Consider the following 14,231-nt stretch of genomic DNA (forward strand, 5'->3'; position numbering starts at 1 on the left):
ATCAGGCGCGCAGGCTGCCACCGGTCGATTTCTCGACATTGGCAACGATGCGGGCCGTCAAGGCCTCGAAATCCTCATCCGTCAGCGTCCGGTCTGCCGGCTGGATGGAGACCTCGATGGCGACCGACTTACGGCCTTCCCCGACTGATGCGCCTTCGAAAACATCGAAGACGGTGACGCCGGTGATCAGCTTGCGATCGGCGCTCGTTGCCGCCTTGATGATGGCACCGGCCTCGACCGATTTCTCGACAACGAAGGCGAAGTCGCGCTTGACCATCTGGAAGGGCGAGAGATCCAGCGCCGGCTTGGTGCGGGTGGCCTTCTTCTTCGGTTCCGGCAGGGCATCGACATAGATCTCGAAGCCGCAGAGCGTGCCCGAGACATCCAGCGCTTCCAGCGTTTTCGGATGGAATTCACCGAAGGTGCCGAGAATGACCTTGGGGCCCGCCTTGATGGTTCCGGAACGACCGGGATGGTACCATTCCGGCCCGCCCTGTTCGATCTGGACATTGCTCATCGGAATGCCGCAGGCTTCCAGAACCGCAAGCGCATCGGCCTTGGCATCGAAGACATCGACCGGCTTGCCGCCACCCTTGGTGGCATTTGCCCACATGCGGCCTGCGCCCGCGAGCGAAGCGGTGCCGCGGCGGATGCCGCCCGCGACGCGACGCTGGCCTTCCGGCCGGTCGTTCTCATAGGTACCGGACACTTCGAAAATTGCCACATCGCCGAAACCGCGATCCGCATTGCGCTGGGCAGCAGACAGAAGGCCCGGCAAAAGCGACGGACGCATGTCGGACATATCGGCGGCGATGGGGTTGGCGAGCTTGAGGGCCGCGCTGCCGCCACCAAAGAGCTTTGCCTGTTCTTCGGAGATGAAGGACCAGGTGACCGCTTCCAGCATGCCGCGCGAAGCAAGCGCACGTCGGGCCGAGCGGGTGCGGATCTGCAGCGTGGTGAGGATGCGACCATTGACCGAGCGGGTCGGCGGCAGCGGTTCTGGCTTGATCTTGTCGACGCCATGCATGCGCATGACTTCCTCGACGAGATCCGCCTTGCCATCGACATCCGGGCGCCAGGACGGCACGGAAACCTTGGCTGCCTTGTCATCGCCCGAAAGGATCTCGAAACCGAGCGCCGAAAGGATCTGGCGCGACTCATCATTGGAGACGGTGAGGCCCGTCAGACGCTTCACTTCCGAATAGGGGAAATCGACGATCTTCTTCTGATGACCCTTGTAGCCTGTGACCTTCTTTTCAGCGGCGACGCCGCCGCACATTTCGAGCACCAGCTCGGTGGTACGCTCGAGGCCCGGGACCATATACTCCGGATCGACCCCACGCTCGAAACGGTAGCGGGCATCGGTGATGATGCCGTGGCCGCGACCGGTCTTGGCAATGTTGATCGGATCCCAGAGAGCGGACTCGATCAGCACATTGACCGTGTTCTCATCGCAGCCGGAATGTTCGCCCCCCATGATGCCGCCGATGGATTCGACACCATTGTCATCGGCGATGACGACATTGTTCGGGTTGAGCTTGTAGGTTCGGGTGTCGAGCGCGAGGATCTCCTCGCCTTCCTTTGCCCGACGCACAACGAGCGCGCCCTTGACCTTGTCAGCGTCGAAAACATGCATCGGTCGGCCCTGGTCAAAGGTCATGTAGTTGGTGACGTCGACGAGGGCGGAGATCGGGCGCAGGCCGATGGCCAGCAGCCGCTGCTGCATCCATTTCGGGCTCGGGCCGTTCTTGACGCCGCGCACGAGGCGATAGGCGAAACCGGGGCAGAGATGCTCCTCGAGTTCGAGCTTGACCTCATGCGGGGTTTCGCCTTCGACCTTGAAAGCCGGCGCCTTCGGCGCTTTCAGCGTGCCGAGACCGGAGGCTGCCAGATCACGGGCAATGCCATAGACGGACGTGCAATCCGGACGGTTCGGCGTCAGGTTGATCTCGATGACCGGATCGTCAAGGCCCGCGTAAGATGCGAAGGACGTACCGACCGGCGCATCCTCGGGCAGATCGATGATGCCGTTATGGTCGTCGGAAATGTTGAGCTCCTTTTCGGAGCACATCATACCGTGGCTTTCGACACCGCGGATCTTGCCGACCGAGAGCGTCACGTCGATGCCCGGAACATAGGTGCCGGGACGCGCGAGTGCACCAACGAGGCCGGCGCGCGCATTCGGAGCGCCGCAGACGATCTGTACCGGCTTGCCGTCGCCGGCATCAACGGTCAGAACCTTGAGCCGGTCGGCTTCCGGATGCTTGTCCGCCGTCAGGATCCTGGCGATGACGAAGGGCTTGTAGGCCGCCTTGTCATCGACATCCTCGACTTCGAGGCCGATCGCGGTCAGGCGCTCGCAGATCTCGTTGAGCGTGGCATCGGTATCCAGATGGTCCTTGAGCCAGGAGAGTGTGAATTTCATCTCTTAATCCTCCTTACACGCTCAGGCCGCCGAACAGCGTCGGCACGTCGAGCGGGCGGAAACCGTAATGGCTCATCCAGCGCACATCGGCATTGAAGAAGTCTCTCAGGTCCGGCATGCCGTATTTCAGCATGGCGATACGATCGAGCCCCATGCCCCAGGCAAAGCCCTGATATTCATCAGGATCGAGACCGCCGGCGCGCAACACGTTCGGGTGAACCATGCCGCAGCCGAGAATTTCCATCCAGTCCTTGCCCTCGCCGAACTTGACGATCGGACCGGACGAGCGATCGCACTGGATATCAACCTCGAACGACGGTTCGGTGAAGGGGAAGAAGGACGGCCGGAAGCGCATCACGACATTGTCGACCTCGAAGAAGGCCTTGCAGAATTCCTCGAGAATCCAGCGCAGATGGCCGACATTGGCGGTCTTGTCGATGACGAGGCCTTCGACCTGATGGAACATCGGCGAATGGGTGGCGTCACTGTCCTGCCGGTAGGTCTTGCCGGGAATGACGATGCGGATCGGCGGCTTCTGTGCTTCCATGGTGCGCACCTGCACCGGCGACGTGTGTGTGCGCAGTACCTTGCGCTCACCCTTCTCATCCGGCTGGAGGAAGAAGGTGTCGTGCATCTCGCGGGCCGGATGGCCTTCGGGGAAGTTCAATGCCGTGAAATTGTAATAGTCGGTCTCGACATCAGGACCTTCGGCGATCGAGAAGCCCATGTCGGCGAAGATCGCCGTGATTTCATCGACGATCTGGCTGATCGGATGAATGCGGCCGCGTTCGGCTGGCGAGGAGCGGACCGGCAGCGAGACATCGACGGTTTCGCGGGCGAGCCGTTCGGCGATCGCCTGATCCTTGAGCGCCGCCTTGCGGGCGGTGATCGCTTCGGTCACCTCGTTCTTGAGGAGGTTGATCGCGGCACCGCGGGTCTGTCGCTCTTCCGGGCTCATGACGCCCAGCGTCTTCAGAAGCTCGGAAATGGAACCCTTCTTGCCGAGCGCGTTGACGCGAACGGCTTCGATCGACGGTTCGTCTGCGGCGGCGGCAATGTCCGCCAGGAGGGAGGTCTTCAATTGGTCGAGATCAGACATCGATGCTGCTCACTGAATTGCGATCGCGGCGGGTAAAGAAAAACCCGCGCCAGCCCTGCCAGCGCGGGTTTCCCAATAAAGATGCTCGTTTGGGAAGCGCTGGCTTACTTGACCGCGCTTTCAAACTCGTTGGTCGTGCCCTTGTCCTTCAGGTAGGACAGAGCCTTCTTGGAGGCTTCGACGAGCGCGCCGAAAGCTTCCGACTGGGTGATCGCCATGTTCGACAGAACCTTGCGGTCGACTTCGATGCCAGCCTTGTTGAGGCCGTCGATGAAGCGGCCGTAGGTCAGGCCATGCTCGCGGACGGCAGCATTGATGCGCTGGATCCACAGAGCGCGGAAATTGCGCTTCTTGACGCGACGATCGCGCGTTGCATACTGCATCGAACGATCGACGGCAGCCTTCGCAGCGCGGATGGTGTTCTTGCGGCGGCCGTAGAAACCCTTGGCTGCCTTCAAAACCTTGTTATGCTTGGCGCGGGAGACGACGCCTCTCTTTACACGTGCCATTTCATGATCTCCTTAAAACAACAAAAACCGCAGTCTCAGAGACCGTTCGGCAGATAATTCTTGATCACCTTGCGGCCATCTGGTTCAGCAAGAACCATGGTACCGCGGGCGTCGCGAATGAACTTGTTGGTACGCTTGATCATGCCATGGCGCTTGCCAGCGGCGGCGGCCTTCACCTTGCCGGTCGCGGTGATCTTGAACCGCTTCTTGGCAGACGATTTCGTCTTCATCTTGGGCATTTTGCTACTCCGTTTTTCTCAATTGTGTGAAACAGATTGACGAGATCCGTTTCGAGCGTGAAGAACGGCCACGGCATGCCCTGCCGGACCGTTCGGACGGGCGCTTATAACCGCAGGGCCGACAAAGCGCAACCGGTGCGCGGAGGAATCTTTTCAGCGCTCTGGCAACCGGCCCGAACAGGGCGCGATCAGGCAGGACTGGGCTTCGACCGGCGAACAGGATTGGCCGGAAACGCGAGCCTGACTTCGAGACCGCCGAGCGTCGATTTTCCGAAAGTCAGACTGCCGCCATAGGCTTCGGCAATATCGCGCGAGATGGCAAGTCCGAGGCCGGAACCGCCTTCCTCGCCATCGGCATGGACACCACGCTCTAAGATCGTCGCATAGGCGGATGCTTCGACGCCCGGCCCGTCATCGCCGACAAGCACGAGAATCGTATCCCTGTCGCGTTCAGCGCGGATCGAAATCTCCGAACGCGCCCATTTGGTGGCATTGTCGAGAATATTACCGATCGCCTCGGCAAGATCGGCAGGATCGGCCTGGATGGACAGATTGCCATCGGTTTGCAGGCGCCAGGCAACCGCACGCGCTTCGGTGGCGGGTCTGAGCACATGAATGAGCTTGCCGATCAGCGATCCAAGATCGGTCGAGGCCATCTGTTCGACCCCGAGTCTTGCGGCCTGCAACTGACGGTCCGCACGCTGGCGAATGATTTCGACCTGCCGCAGCGCCATATCGGCCGCCTCGGGCTCCATGCGTTCGGCCAGTTGCGAAAGCACGGTCAGCGGTGTCTTGAAGCCATGCGCGAGATCCGATGCCCGCGCTCGCGCCCGTTCCACCGCGGTTTCCCGCTCGGCCAGCAGCAGATTGATTTCCCCCACCAGCGGCCGGACTTCTGCCGGCCCCTCGTCACGGATGCCTGCGCTTTCACCAGCGCGGATACGCGCCACTTCCCGCCGCAGCCGCCCGAGCGGTGCGAGGCCGATCGCAGCCTGGATGAAGGCGGCGGCGGCCAGAACGAGCGCGGTGACGATCAGCATGCGGGCAAGCTGGCCGTGGTAGGCCTGAAGGGCATTTTCGAGTTCGACAAGCGGAAAGGCCGTACGGATGACGAAGCTGTGGGCATCCTTGCCCTCGCCCAGCGATGATTTCTGCTCGAGAACCAGAATTTTGGCACCATCCGGGCCGGTGGCTTCGGTGAACAGGCCGGCACCATAGGATGAAGGCGGCCCGGTCGAAATGACCGTATCCCAGAGCGACCGCGAGCGTTCCGGCACCTGCCCCGCCGCCTCGAACTGCCAGTAGCGCCCGCTAGCCGGCAGCGACAGCCGGGGATCGGAAGGCGTCGAGGTGAGGACCAGCTTGCCATCCTTGACGACCACGCCGGCCGCGAGCGAATCCGAGAGCACCGTCATCTCTTCGCGATAGGAACCGACGACATAATCAATGAACAGGCGGCTGAGAGAGGCCCAGACAGTCATCAGCGACAGTGCGATCGCCACAAAGGCACCGACGGCCAGGCGAAAGCGCAAGGACCTTATCATGGCGCCTCGTCACGCAGGCAGTAGCCGAAACCGCGACGGTTTTCGATGGCCTCCGGCGCGGTCTTCTTGCGAAGCCGCGCAACCATGGCCTCGACGGCATTCTTGGCCGTGTCGTCATCGCGCCCTTGAACATGGGCCGCGAGATCGATGGCAGCGATCGTTTCGCCCTTATGGGCGGCAAGATGGGCAAGAAGCCGGTATTCCATCGGGCTGACTTCGACCGGACGCCCCTCATAGAGGACCCGTTTTGCCGCTTCATCGAGCGTGAAGCCTCCGGCCCTGATGACCGGGTTGGAACGGATGGCCGAGCGACGCAGGAGCGCGCGCAGGCGGGCAATCAGTTCCTCGGACCGGAAAGGCTTGGGCAGATAGTCATCAGCGCCGGCTTCAAAGCCGTCAACCCGTTCCATCCAGGAGCCGCGCGCCGTCAGAACCAGGACAGGCGTTTCAACGCCCGTGCGGCGCCAGCGCTTGAGAATGGAAAGACCATCCATACCCGGCAGACCGAGATCGAGAATGATTGCGGAATAATCTCCTGTTTCGCCAAGCTCCCACACCTCCGGGCCGCTTGCTGCAATTTCGGCCAGGTAACCGGCTTCCTCGATTTGCCGCTTGAGAAGCGCTGCAATCGACTGATCGTCTTCCGCAAGAAGGATGCGCATGATGTTTCAAAACCCCAGGAAAGACACGAATCGACCCGTTCGGGCATCCAGGCGAACCGTACGGATGACGCCCTCCTTGCTGCGGATCTTCACCTGATAATAGGGACGGTTGAATGTGCGTGTCAGTTTGACATCGATGACCTTGCCGTCATGCTTGTGACTGACGATTTCCAGTGCCGACTTCAGCGGAATGATTGCGCCACGCTCTTTTGCGGCAAGCGCATCATTCTGATCGAGCCCGTGACGGCCATTATCCTTGCCGCCATCATCGTCTCCCCCGTCATCATCGCCGCCACCGTCATCATCGCCGCCCTTGTCGTCGCCGCCATTGTCATCCCCTCCGTTGTCGTCACCGCCGTTATCATCTCCGCCGTTATCGTCACCCCCATTGTCGTCACCGCCGTTGTCATCACCGCCATGACCATCGCTATCGCCGCCATCGCGTGCATAGACGGAGGCCGGCACTGCGTTAACCAGGGCCGTCAACAGCATCAGCTGCAGAAGCAGGCGCCGCGTTGTCATTTCTTCCTCACTCCGGAAACAGATCTTCCAACAGTAGATCCGACATACCGATCCGTCCATGGCAAAAGGAAGAGGCTCGCCTTGGGGAAGGCGAGCCCCCGGTCCTTTGAAATCCGGGCGGCGGCGATGGATTTTAAAGGACCTTACCGATCAAACCGGATGGGGAATCCGGCGTGATCGCAGTCCTTCAGCCACCATTGCGGCTCTTGTTACGGTTCTGGTGGGTGCCATGGTCGTCATCGAGATCATGGCTGGAATCATCGTCCTGACCATTGTCGTCGGAACCATCGTCATCCTGGCCATTATCGTCCGACCCATCGTCGTCCTGGCCATTGTCGTCCTGGCCATTGTCGTCATCATTCATGTCGTCGTCGCTATCGTCGAACTCGTCATGAAAGGAATCGTTGTCGTCGTCCTCGTTGTCGTCCTTCGCATTCTTCGGGTTGCGGCTCTTGTTCTTGCCATTCTTGCCGCCCTTGTCGTCCTTGCCGGCATGTTTGCCTTCGTGCTTGCCACCATGCTTGCCATCGTGCTTGCCGCCACTATGGGCTTCGCGGGCAGCCGCCGAGGTGCCGTTATCGAGCCCGAGCGGCATCATTGGCTGCGAAACAAGCCATGCGAAGGCGACCGTGGATGCCAGGATGGCGCGGCGGGCAGCGGCAGTCAGATTCAACGTCATATCAAGATCTCCATGTTGTGACCGGTGCGCTCAGGCTTCCGATCCATCCCTCCAAGGCCGATGTCCTTCGACCGTGAAATGGAGATTGACACAGGTCTGCTGACAGACAGCTGAGCCGCCCTGTCAGCAAGCAATCAGCAAAGAAAAACCGCCCGGAGCAGGCTCACGGGCGGTTGCAAAAACATCGGTCAGGCTGCCGTTCACTTCGGCGCCAGCACCATCATCATCTGGCGGCCTTCGAGCTTCGGTTCGGCTTCCACCTTGGCGATTGCCTGGGTATCTTCCTTCACCTGAAGCAAAAGCTTCATGCCAAGTTCCATATGCGCCATTTCACGACCGCGGAACTTGAGCGTGACCTTGACCTTGTCGCCTTCCTCGAAGAAGCGCTGAATCGCCTTCATCTTCACCTCATAATCATGGGTGTCGATGTTCGGACGCATCTTGATCTCCTTGATCTCGATGATCTTCTGCTTCTTGCGGGCTTCGGCCGCTTTCTTCTGGGTCTGATACTTCAGCTTGCCGAGGTCGAGGATCTTGCAGACGGGCGGCTCGGTGTTCGGCGAAATCTCAACGAGGTCGAGACCCGCTTCCTCAGCCATGGCCAATGCCTGATCGGTCGGCACGATGCCCAGGTTCTGGCCTTCTGCGTTAATCAGCTGAATGCGCGGAATGCGGATTTCCCGGTTGGAACGCGGGCCGTCCCTGGTCGGGCCTTCTGCCTTGAAAGGTCTGCGAATGGTCGTATTCTCCTAGTGGTTTACAAACGGGGTTCTATCTGCCATCAGCGCCATGCGAAAGCAATCGCCGATTGGCCGGGTGCGAAGTATTAGCACGGATTTTTCGACAAATCATCATCGGAAATCTCGATATAGGACCGGCTTGGCGGCGATTCCAGACCATTGTTCAAGGCGGAGACCAGGAGATGATGCATATCGATGTCGGTCAGGAACCCAACCTGCGGCAGATTGCCGTCATCGAGAGCGAGGCGCCGGCGGGTGATCTCAGCCTCGTCTGGCTGGGCGGCTATCGATCGGACATGAGCGGAACCAAGGCGGTCGAGCTCGAAGCCCATGCAGCCAGGCAGGGCCTGCATTGCCTGCGCTTCGACTATTCGGGGCATGGCGCTTCTTCCGGGCATTATACCGATGGCACGATTTCGCAATGGCTCGAAGAAGCGCTCGCCGTCATTACCCGTTTCGGGCGCAAGCGCCTCATCCTGGTCGGCTCGTCGATGGGCGGCTGGATCGCGCTGCGGCTTGCTGAAATCCTGAAGGGCACGAATGATCGAAAGCTCGCCGGAATGGTGCTGATCGCGCCTGCGCCGGATTTTACAGCGGCGCTGATCGAACCGAACCTGACCGACAGGGAACGGCAATCGCTGGCAGACAATGGCTATTTCGAAGAGCCTTCAGAATATTCGAACGAACCCAATCGCTTTACCCGCGCCCTGATCGAGGATGGTCGCAGGAACCTCACCATGACGGGCCTGATTGAACCCGGTTGCCCGGTTCATATTCTGCAGGGCATGGCGGATCCGGATGTTCCCTTCCAGCATGCCCTCAAAATCATGGAGAAAATCGTCGCAGACGATGCGATCCTGACGCTGATACGCGACGGCGATCACCGCCTCTCAAGGCCGCAGGATATCGAGCGGATGCTGAGCGCCGTCGATGGAATTGTGACGCACGCACAATCGCCAGACACAATTTAACCATATTCAGGAACAGTCGAGGTTAACGGTTCCTTAACGATTGACTTGCCCCCGGGAAAGCTCTTTAACTTCTTGTTAAGAATTGCAAGGGTTGGGCATGATGTCGGGACGAATGAACAAGGCCGCAGCGGTGGCGTTGATCGTATTTGCAGGGTGGATGGGCCCTGCAAATGCTGCATCCCGTTTCATGCAGACAGGTGCCGTAACCTCGCAGCCAATCGGCCATTACGAGTTCTGCGAGCTGCATCGCGACGAATGCTCGGTCCGCTCCACCAATACGGCTGCGCCGAAGCTCACCGACTATGGCTGGAACGTCGTGCGCGAGGTCAATGCGCGCATCAACGCCGAAATCATGCCGGTGACCGACATGGAGATCTACGGCCGCGATGAAGTCTGGGCTTATCCGACCGATGCCGGCGACTGCGAGGACTTCGTGCTTCTCAAGCGCAAGGAACTGATGGAGCGCGGATTTTCAGCCTCGTCCCTGCTGATCACCGTTGTGCGCAAGCCGGATGGCGAAGGCCATGCCGTGCTCACGCTCCGGACCTCCGAAGGCGACTTCATCCTCGACAATCTCGAAAACGAAGTGAAGCTCTGGAACGAGACACCCTACCGCTATCTGAAGCGCCAGGCTGCCTTCAACAGCGGCCGCTGGGTGACGATCGAAAATGCCGACGAACTGCTGGTCGGTTCGGTCGACTGATCCTCAAGACATTCCGGCGCCCGACCGGGGTTATGAAATGGGGCCGTTTGGCCCCATTTTCGCATTCAGGCATTGCCGATCAGGATGCCGGCAGCGAGAACCAGCGCCCCACCGAGCACGACCTGCAGAACGGCCCGGAAGAAGGGTGTTTCCATATATTTGTTCTGGATGAAGGCAATGGCCCAGAGTTCCACAAACACAACGGCAATCGCGAGCGCGGTTGCGGTCACGAAGTCCGGAATGAGGTAGGGCAAGGCATGGCCGAGACCGCCGACGGCCGTCATGAGGCCGGAAGCCAGACCGCGCTTGAGGGGTGATCCACGTCCGGAGATCACGCCATCATCATGGGCCGCTTCGGTAAAGCCCATCGAAATGCCGGCACCGACCGAGGCGGACAGGCCGACGAGAAAGGTCTGCATCGTATCGCCGGTCGCAAAGGCAGCCGCGAAGATCGGCGCGAGCGTGGAGACGGAGCCGTCCATCAGGCCTGCGAGACCCGGCTGGACCCAGGTCAGCACGAATTGACGATGGGCCGTTTGATCTTCCTCGCGTCGAACATCATCCGGCGTATGGATTTCTCCCAGCCGGCGGGCGAGGTTCTCATGGCCTTTTTCAGCCAGGGCGAGATCACCAAGAAGTTTGCGGGTCGAGGCATCCGTCGTGCGTGATGCCGCATTCTGATAGAAGCGTTCGGCGGCGGCTTCCATGGCCTGCGCCTGTTCGCGCGCTTCGGAAATCGGAATTTCGCGGATCAGCCAGTCCGGCTTGCGTTCGGGAAATTCACGCACATGTTCGCGTCGAACCAGAGGGATGCGCGGGCCGAATCTCTCGACATGAAGGTCGATCAGCATCTGGCGATGATGGCTTTCCTCTTCCGCCATCTCCTCGAAAACCTTGGCGGAATTCGGATAGCTCGCCCGCAGCGCATCGGCATAGGCCATGTAGATGCGCCCGTCATCTTCCTCGTTGGAAATTGCCAGAGCAAGGACTTCCTGCTCGGAGAGCGAGGAAAGGGAACGTTTCGAACTGCCGAACAACCGAGTGAGCATGGGGCGCCTCTTTTTAGAATAATTCTAAATACTGGCATCCCTCTGTCGGGTCAAGCCACGAGACGACGAAAGGCCGGCGCGTTGCCGCGCCGGCCTTTCGAACACAATCAACCGAATGGACTACTCGACGAGATCGATCGTCTCGGTCTTGCCGCCTTCGCAGGTGTAGCAGCAATCGGTGCAGCTCTGCTGGTTGTCCGGGCCGACGCCCCAATAGGTTTCGCGATCACCCGAGATCCAGGCGCCATAGCAGATCTTTTCACCGGATTCGCACGAAAGCGGAATTTCCTTGGTTTCGCCGTCATCGAACAGATAGATTTCGCCACCGCCCGGCCAGACATGGTTGCGATCCTGGCTGTAAAGCTCAACCTCGACCGCATTCGGGTGGCTATTGCGGATCGAGAAGGTAACTTCGTCGGCCTGAACGAAGGAGGTGCCCGCAGCAACGAGCGACAGGGCGAGAAGGCCCAGCGACAGCAGCTTTTTCATGAAATCATTGTCCCCACAATACGTTGGCGGCGCGCCAACGGAACGGATTGTTACCATGGCCGAATTTTTTCGACTACTGGATTGTTGACCGGAATGAAAATTTTGTCGTCCGCAATTGGGGCGCCCCATTCCGTTGCTACAGCCTTGACAAGGGCCGCCAGCGGGATCAGTGAACATGTAAACTATCGAGGGTCACCATGGATATCTCCGATTTCAGACATTGGTCACATCGTGCTGCCGACTGGGGTGCAGACTATCGCGAAACAGTCGGTGAGAAGCCAGTACGGGCGCAGACGAAGCCGGGCGATATTGCGGGACAGATAGAAAAAAGCCCGCCGGAAGCTGGCGAGCCGATGGAAACGATCTTTGCCGATTTCGAACGGATCGTCCCGCCCGGGCTGACACATTGGCAGCATCCCCGCTTCTTTGCCTATTTCCCGGCCAATGCAGCGCCTGTTTCCGTCATCGCCGATTATCTGGTGACCGCCGTCGCTGCCCAATGCATGCTCTGGCAGACATCTCCAGCTGCCACCGAAATGGAAACGGTCGTGCTCGACTGGCTGCGGCAGGCACTAGGCCTGAGTGACGGCTTTGCCGGCGTGATCCAGGATTCGGCCTCTTCGGCGACGCTTGCTGCCGTTCTCGTCATGCGTGAACGTGCCCTTGGCTGGAAGGGCAACACGGACGGCCTGGCCAATCATGCGCCGGTCCGCATCTATGCGACCAAGGAGGTGCATACCTCGATCGACCGGGCGATCTGGATCTCGGGCGTCGGGCAGGCCAATCTGGTCCGTATCCCGACAAAGGGGCCGCTGAAGGGCATGGACCCAGAGGCGCTCGATCGCGCAATCGAAGCCGATCGTGCAGCGGGACTTCTCCCCGCCGGCGTGATTGCCTGTGTCGGCGGCACCTCGGTTGGCGCCTGCGATCCGATCGGCGACGTTGCGGCAGTTGCGCAGAAACACGGCTTGTATCTGCATGTGGATGCCGCCTGGGCGGGATCGGCCATGATCTGCCCCGAATTCTGCGCACTCTGGGAAGGTATCGATGCGGCCGATTCCATCGTCTTCAATCCGCACAAATGGCTGGGCGCGCAGTTCGATTGCTCGGTGCAGTTCCTGAAGACGCCTGCCGAACAGGTGCGTACGCTCGCGATCCAGCCGGAATATCTGAAGACGCATGGCCATGACGGAATTATCAACTATTCGGAATGGTCGGTACCGCTCGGTCGCCGCTTCAGGGCTCTGAAACTGTGGTTCCTCATGCGCCACCATGGTCTCGAAGGCCTTCGCGGCATGATCCGAAATCATGTCGCCTGGTCTGTCGAGCTTGCGGAACGGTTGCGCGGCGAACCCGATTTCGAGATCGTGACCGAACCGGTTCTGTCGCTCTTCTCCTTCCGCCACAAGCACGAGACGGCGCCGGACCAGCACAATATCGCGCTTGTCCAGGCCATCAATGATGATGGTCGCATCTACCTGACCCAGACCCGCGTCGATGATGCGATCGCCATTCGCTTTCAGGCCGGTCAGTTCGACATGACCCGTGCAGATATGGAAACGGCCTTCGAGGTGATCACCGAGATCGCGCGCCGGCTGTAAGGGAGGCGCATTAGGCCTCTCATCCGAAGAGCTCAGATCACCTTGCGGAAATAGTCGATCGTGCGGCGCAAGCCTTCCCGCAGAGGCACCTGCGGTTCCCAATCGAGATATTCCTTGGCCCGGGAAATATCCGGGCAACGCTGCATCGGATCGTCCTCCGGCAGTGGCATATTGACCAGCTTCGATCGTGAGCCGGTCTCTTCCAGAACGATTTCGGCCAGTTCCAGAATGGTGAACTCACCCGGATTGCCAATATTGACCGGAAAACTCACATGGTCCGGTGCATTCATGAGCCGGATCATCGCCTCGATCAGATCATCGCGGTAGCAGAAGGAGCGCGTCTGGCCACCATCGCCATAAATGGTGATATCCTCGCCCTTCAATGCCTGGATGATGAAATTCGAAACGACGCGCCCGTCTTCGGGATGCATCCCCGGCCCATAGGTGTTGAAGATGCGGGCGACCCGGACATTGACGCCACGCGAGCGCTGGTAATCGTAAAGGCAGGTCTCTGCGCCACGCTTGCCCTCGTCATAGCAGGAGCGGATGCCGATGGTGTTGACATTGCCCCAATAGGTTTCTGGCTGCGGATGCACATGCGGATCGCCATAGACTTCCGACGTAGAGGCCTGCAGCACCTTGGCGCCGGTGCGTTCGGCGAGCCTCAGGATGTTGATCGTGCCGAGGATGGAGGTCTCGAACGTATAGACGGGGTCCATCTGGTAATGGACCGGCGAAGCCGGACAAGCGAGATTGTAGATCTCGTCAAATTCGCCATCAAACGGCTCGACCACCGACTGTTCGACGACCCGAAACCGGTTCGAACTCTGCAAGGCAGCGATGTTTCGGGGATTGCCGGTGAAATAATTGTCGAGACATGTCACCTCGGCATCGGCCGCCAACAGTCTCTCGCAGAGGTGGGCGCCGAGAAAGCCGGCGCCACCGGTGACCAAGATTTTCTTCATTACCTGTCCATCAACTTGCATCGGCGCGGGCAGG

Annotated in this window: 15 protein-coding genes; 3 read left to right on the forward strand and 12 right to left on the reverse strand. The window is 59.9% G+C overall.

The features are described 5' to 3' along the window. Position 1 precedes the first annotated feature (1 nt). The 9 genes from pheT to infC form a co-directional block, all read right to left on the reverse strand. Positions 2-2,425, reverse strand: a complete 2,424-nt coding sequence (pheT, locus tag Q4481_RS16260) for a phenylalanine--tRNA ligase subunit beta (protein WP_304377457.1) — start codon at positions 2,423-2,425, stop codon at positions 2-4. 13 nt (positions 2,426-2,438) lie between these two features. Next, positions 2,439-3,524, reverse strand: a complete 1,086-nt coding sequence (pheS, locus tag Q4481_RS16265) for a phenylalanine--tRNA ligase subunit alpha (protein ID WP_304377458.1) — start codon at positions 3,522-3,524, stop codon at positions 2,439-2,441. Positions 3,525-3,628: 104 nt separating this feature from the next. Next, the gene (gene rplT, locus Q4481_RS16270; protein ID WP_304377459.1) at positions 3,629-4,033 is read right to left on the reverse strand and encodes a 50S ribosomal protein L20; all 405 of its coding nucleotides are present in this window, start codon (positions 4,031-4,033) and stop codon (positions 3,629-3,631) included. Between the two features lie 35 nt (positions 4,034-4,068). Then, on the reverse strand, positions 4,069-4,272 hold the full coding sequence (rpmI, locus tag Q4481_RS16275) for a 50S ribosomal protein L35 (RefSeq protein ID WP_003570998.1): 204 nt from the start codon (positions 4,270-4,272) through the stop codon (positions 4,069-4,071). A gap of 188 nt (positions 4,273-4,460) precedes the next feature. Then, entirely contained in the window at positions 4,461-5,816 is a 1,356-nt protein-coding gene (locus Q4481_RS16280) for a sensor histidine kinase (RefSeq protein WP_304377461.1), read from the reverse strand. Beyond that, positions 5,813-6,478, reverse strand: a complete 666-nt coding sequence (locus Q4481_RS16285) for a response regulator transcription factor (RefSeq protein ID WP_304377462.1) — start codon at positions 6,476-6,478, stop codon at positions 5,813-5,815. Before Q4481_RS16285 ends, Q4481_RS16280 begins: the two co-directional genes overlap by 4 nt. Positions 6,479-6,484: 6 nt before the next feature. Further along, the gene (locus tag Q4481_RS16290) at positions 6,485-7,000 is read right to left on the reverse strand and encodes a PepSY domain-containing protein (RefSeq protein ID WP_304377463.1); all 516 of its coding nucleotides are present in this window, start codon (positions 6,998-7,000) and stop codon (positions 6,485-6,487) included. 187 nt (positions 7,001-7,187) lie between these two features. Then, complete coding sequence (locus Q4481_RS16295; protein WP_304377464.1) at positions 7,188-7,679, reverse strand: hypothetical protein; 492 nt, start codon at positions 7,677-7,679, stop codon at positions 7,188-7,190. A 200-nt stretch (positions 7,680-7,879) separates the two neighbouring features. Beyond that, the gene (gene infC, locus Q4481_RS16300; protein WP_304377595.1) at positions 7,880-8,416 is read right to left on the reverse strand and encodes a translation initiation factor IF-3; all 537 of its coding nucleotides are present in this window, start codon (positions 8,414-8,416) and stop codon (positions 7,880-7,882) included. A gap of 185 nt (positions 8,417-8,601) precedes the next feature. Between infC and Q4481_RS16305 the strand changes: the two genes are divergently transcribed. Beyond that, positions 8,602-9,390 carry an alpha/beta hydrolase gene (locus Q4481_RS16305; RefSeq protein WP_304377465.1) on the forward strand — a complete coding sequence of 263 codons (789 nt, stop codon included), beginning with the start codon at positions 8,602-8,604 and terminating at the stop codon, positions 9,388-9,390. Positions 9,391-9,490: 100 nt separating this feature from the next. Beyond that, positions 9,491-10,093: a transglutaminase-like cysteine peptidase gene (locus tag Q4481_RS16310; RefSeq protein ID WP_377352882.1), complete on the forward strand. Its 603-nt coding sequence runs from the start codon at positions 9,491-9,493 to the stop codon at positions 10,091-10,093. A gap of 65 nt (positions 10,094-10,158) precedes the next feature. Here Q4481_RS16310 and mbfA read toward each other — a convergent pair whose 3' ends face one another. Beyond that, positions 10,159-11,142 carry an iron exporter MbfA gene (gene mbfA, locus Q4481_RS16315; protein ID WP_304377467.1) on the reverse strand — a complete coding sequence of 328 codons (984 nt, stop codon included), beginning with the start codon at positions 11,140-11,142 and terminating at the stop codon, positions 10,159-10,161. A 120-nt stretch (positions 11,143-11,262) separates the two neighbouring features. After that, on the reverse strand, positions 11,263-11,631 hold the full coding sequence (locus Q4481_RS16320; protein WP_304377468.1) for a hypothetical protein: 369 nt from the start codon (positions 11,629-11,631) through the stop codon (positions 11,263-11,265). A gap of 197 nt (positions 11,632-11,828) precedes the next feature. Here Q4481_RS16320 and Q4481_RS16325 point away from each other — a divergent pair, with 197 nt between their 5' ends. Further along, complete coding sequence (locus Q4481_RS16325) at positions 11,829-13,232, forward strand: pyridoxal phosphate-dependent decarboxylase family protein (protein ID WP_304377469.1); 1,404 nt, start codon at positions 11,829-11,831, stop codon at positions 13,230-13,232. A gap of 32 nt (positions 13,233-13,264) precedes the next feature. Here the strand turns inward: Q4481_RS16325 and Q4481_RS16330 are convergent, their stop codons facing one another. Next, the gene (locus tag Q4481_RS16330) at positions 13,265-14,197 is read right to left on the reverse strand and encodes a UDP-glucuronic acid decarboxylase family protein (RefSeq protein WP_304377470.1); all 933 of its coding nucleotides are present in this window, start codon (positions 14,195-14,197) and stop codon (positions 13,265-13,267) included. Positions 14,198-14,231 lie beyond the last annotated feature (34 nt).

It is taken from the genome of Fluviirhizobium alvei (assembly GCF_030551875.1).
Lineage (GTDB): Bacteria > Pseudomonadota > Alphaproteobacteria > Rhizobiales > Rhizobiaceae > Rhizobium_E > Rhizobium_E alvei.

Excerpts from the sequence above, each read along its gene's own strand:
- Q4481_RS16285 (WP_304377462.1), bottom strand. The coding sequence starts at position 6,478 with ATGCGCATCCTTCTTGCGGAAGACGATCAGTCGATTGCAGCGCTTCTC.
- Q4481_RS16330 (WP_304377470.1), bottom strand. The coding sequence starts at position 14,197 with ATGAAGAAAATCTTGGTCACCGGTGGCGCCGGCTTTCTCGGCGCCCAC.
- rpmI (WP_003570998.1), bottom strand. The coding sequence starts at position 4,272 with ATGCCCAAGATGAAGACGAAATCGTCTGCCAAGAAGCGGTTCAAGATC.
- pheT (WP_304377457.1), bottom strand. The coding sequence starts at position 2,425 with ATGAAATTCACACTCTCCTGGCTCAAGGACCATCTGGATACCGATGCC.
- Q4481_RS16280 (WP_304377461.1), bottom strand. The coding sequence starts at position 5,816 with ATGATAAGGTCCTTGCGCTTTCGCCTGGCCGTCGGTGCCTTTGTGGCG.
- Q4481_RS16320 (WP_304377468.1), bottom strand. The coding sequence starts at position 11,631 with ATGAAAAAGCTGCTGTCGCTGGGCCTTCTCGCCCTGTCGCTCGTTGCT.
- pheS (WP_304377458.1), bottom strand. The coding sequence starts at position 3,524 with ATGTCTGATCTCGACCAATTGAAGACCTCCCTCCTGGCGGACATTGCC.
- Q4481_RS16295 (WP_304377464.1), bottom strand. The coding sequence starts at position 7,679 with ATGACGTTGAATCTGACTGCCGCTGCCCGCCGCGCCATCCTGGCATCC.
- Q4481_RS16305 (WP_304377465.1), top strand. The coding sequence starts at position 8,602 with ATGATGCATATCGATGTCGGTCAGGAACCCAACCTGCGGCAGATTGCC.
- rplT (WP_304377459.1), bottom strand. The coding sequence starts at position 4,033 with ATGGCACGTGTAAAGAGAGGCGTCGTCTCCCGCGCCAAGCATAACAAG.
- Q4481_RS16310 (WP_377352882.1), top strand. The coding sequence starts at position 9,491 with ATGTCGGGACGAATGAACAAGGCCGCAGCGGTGGCGTTGATCGTATTT.
- mbfA (WP_304377467.1), bottom strand. The coding sequence starts at position 11,142 with ATGCTCACTCGGTTGTTCGGCAGTTCGAAACGTTCCCTTTCCTCGCTC.
- Q4481_RS16325 (WP_304377469.1), top strand. The coding sequence starts at position 11,829 with ATGGATATCTCCGATTTCAGACATTGGTCACATCGTGCTGCCGACTGG.
- Q4481_RS16290 (WP_304377463.1), bottom strand. The coding sequence starts at position 7,000 with ATGACAACGCGGCGCCTGCTTCTGCAGCTGATGCTGTTGACGGCCCTG.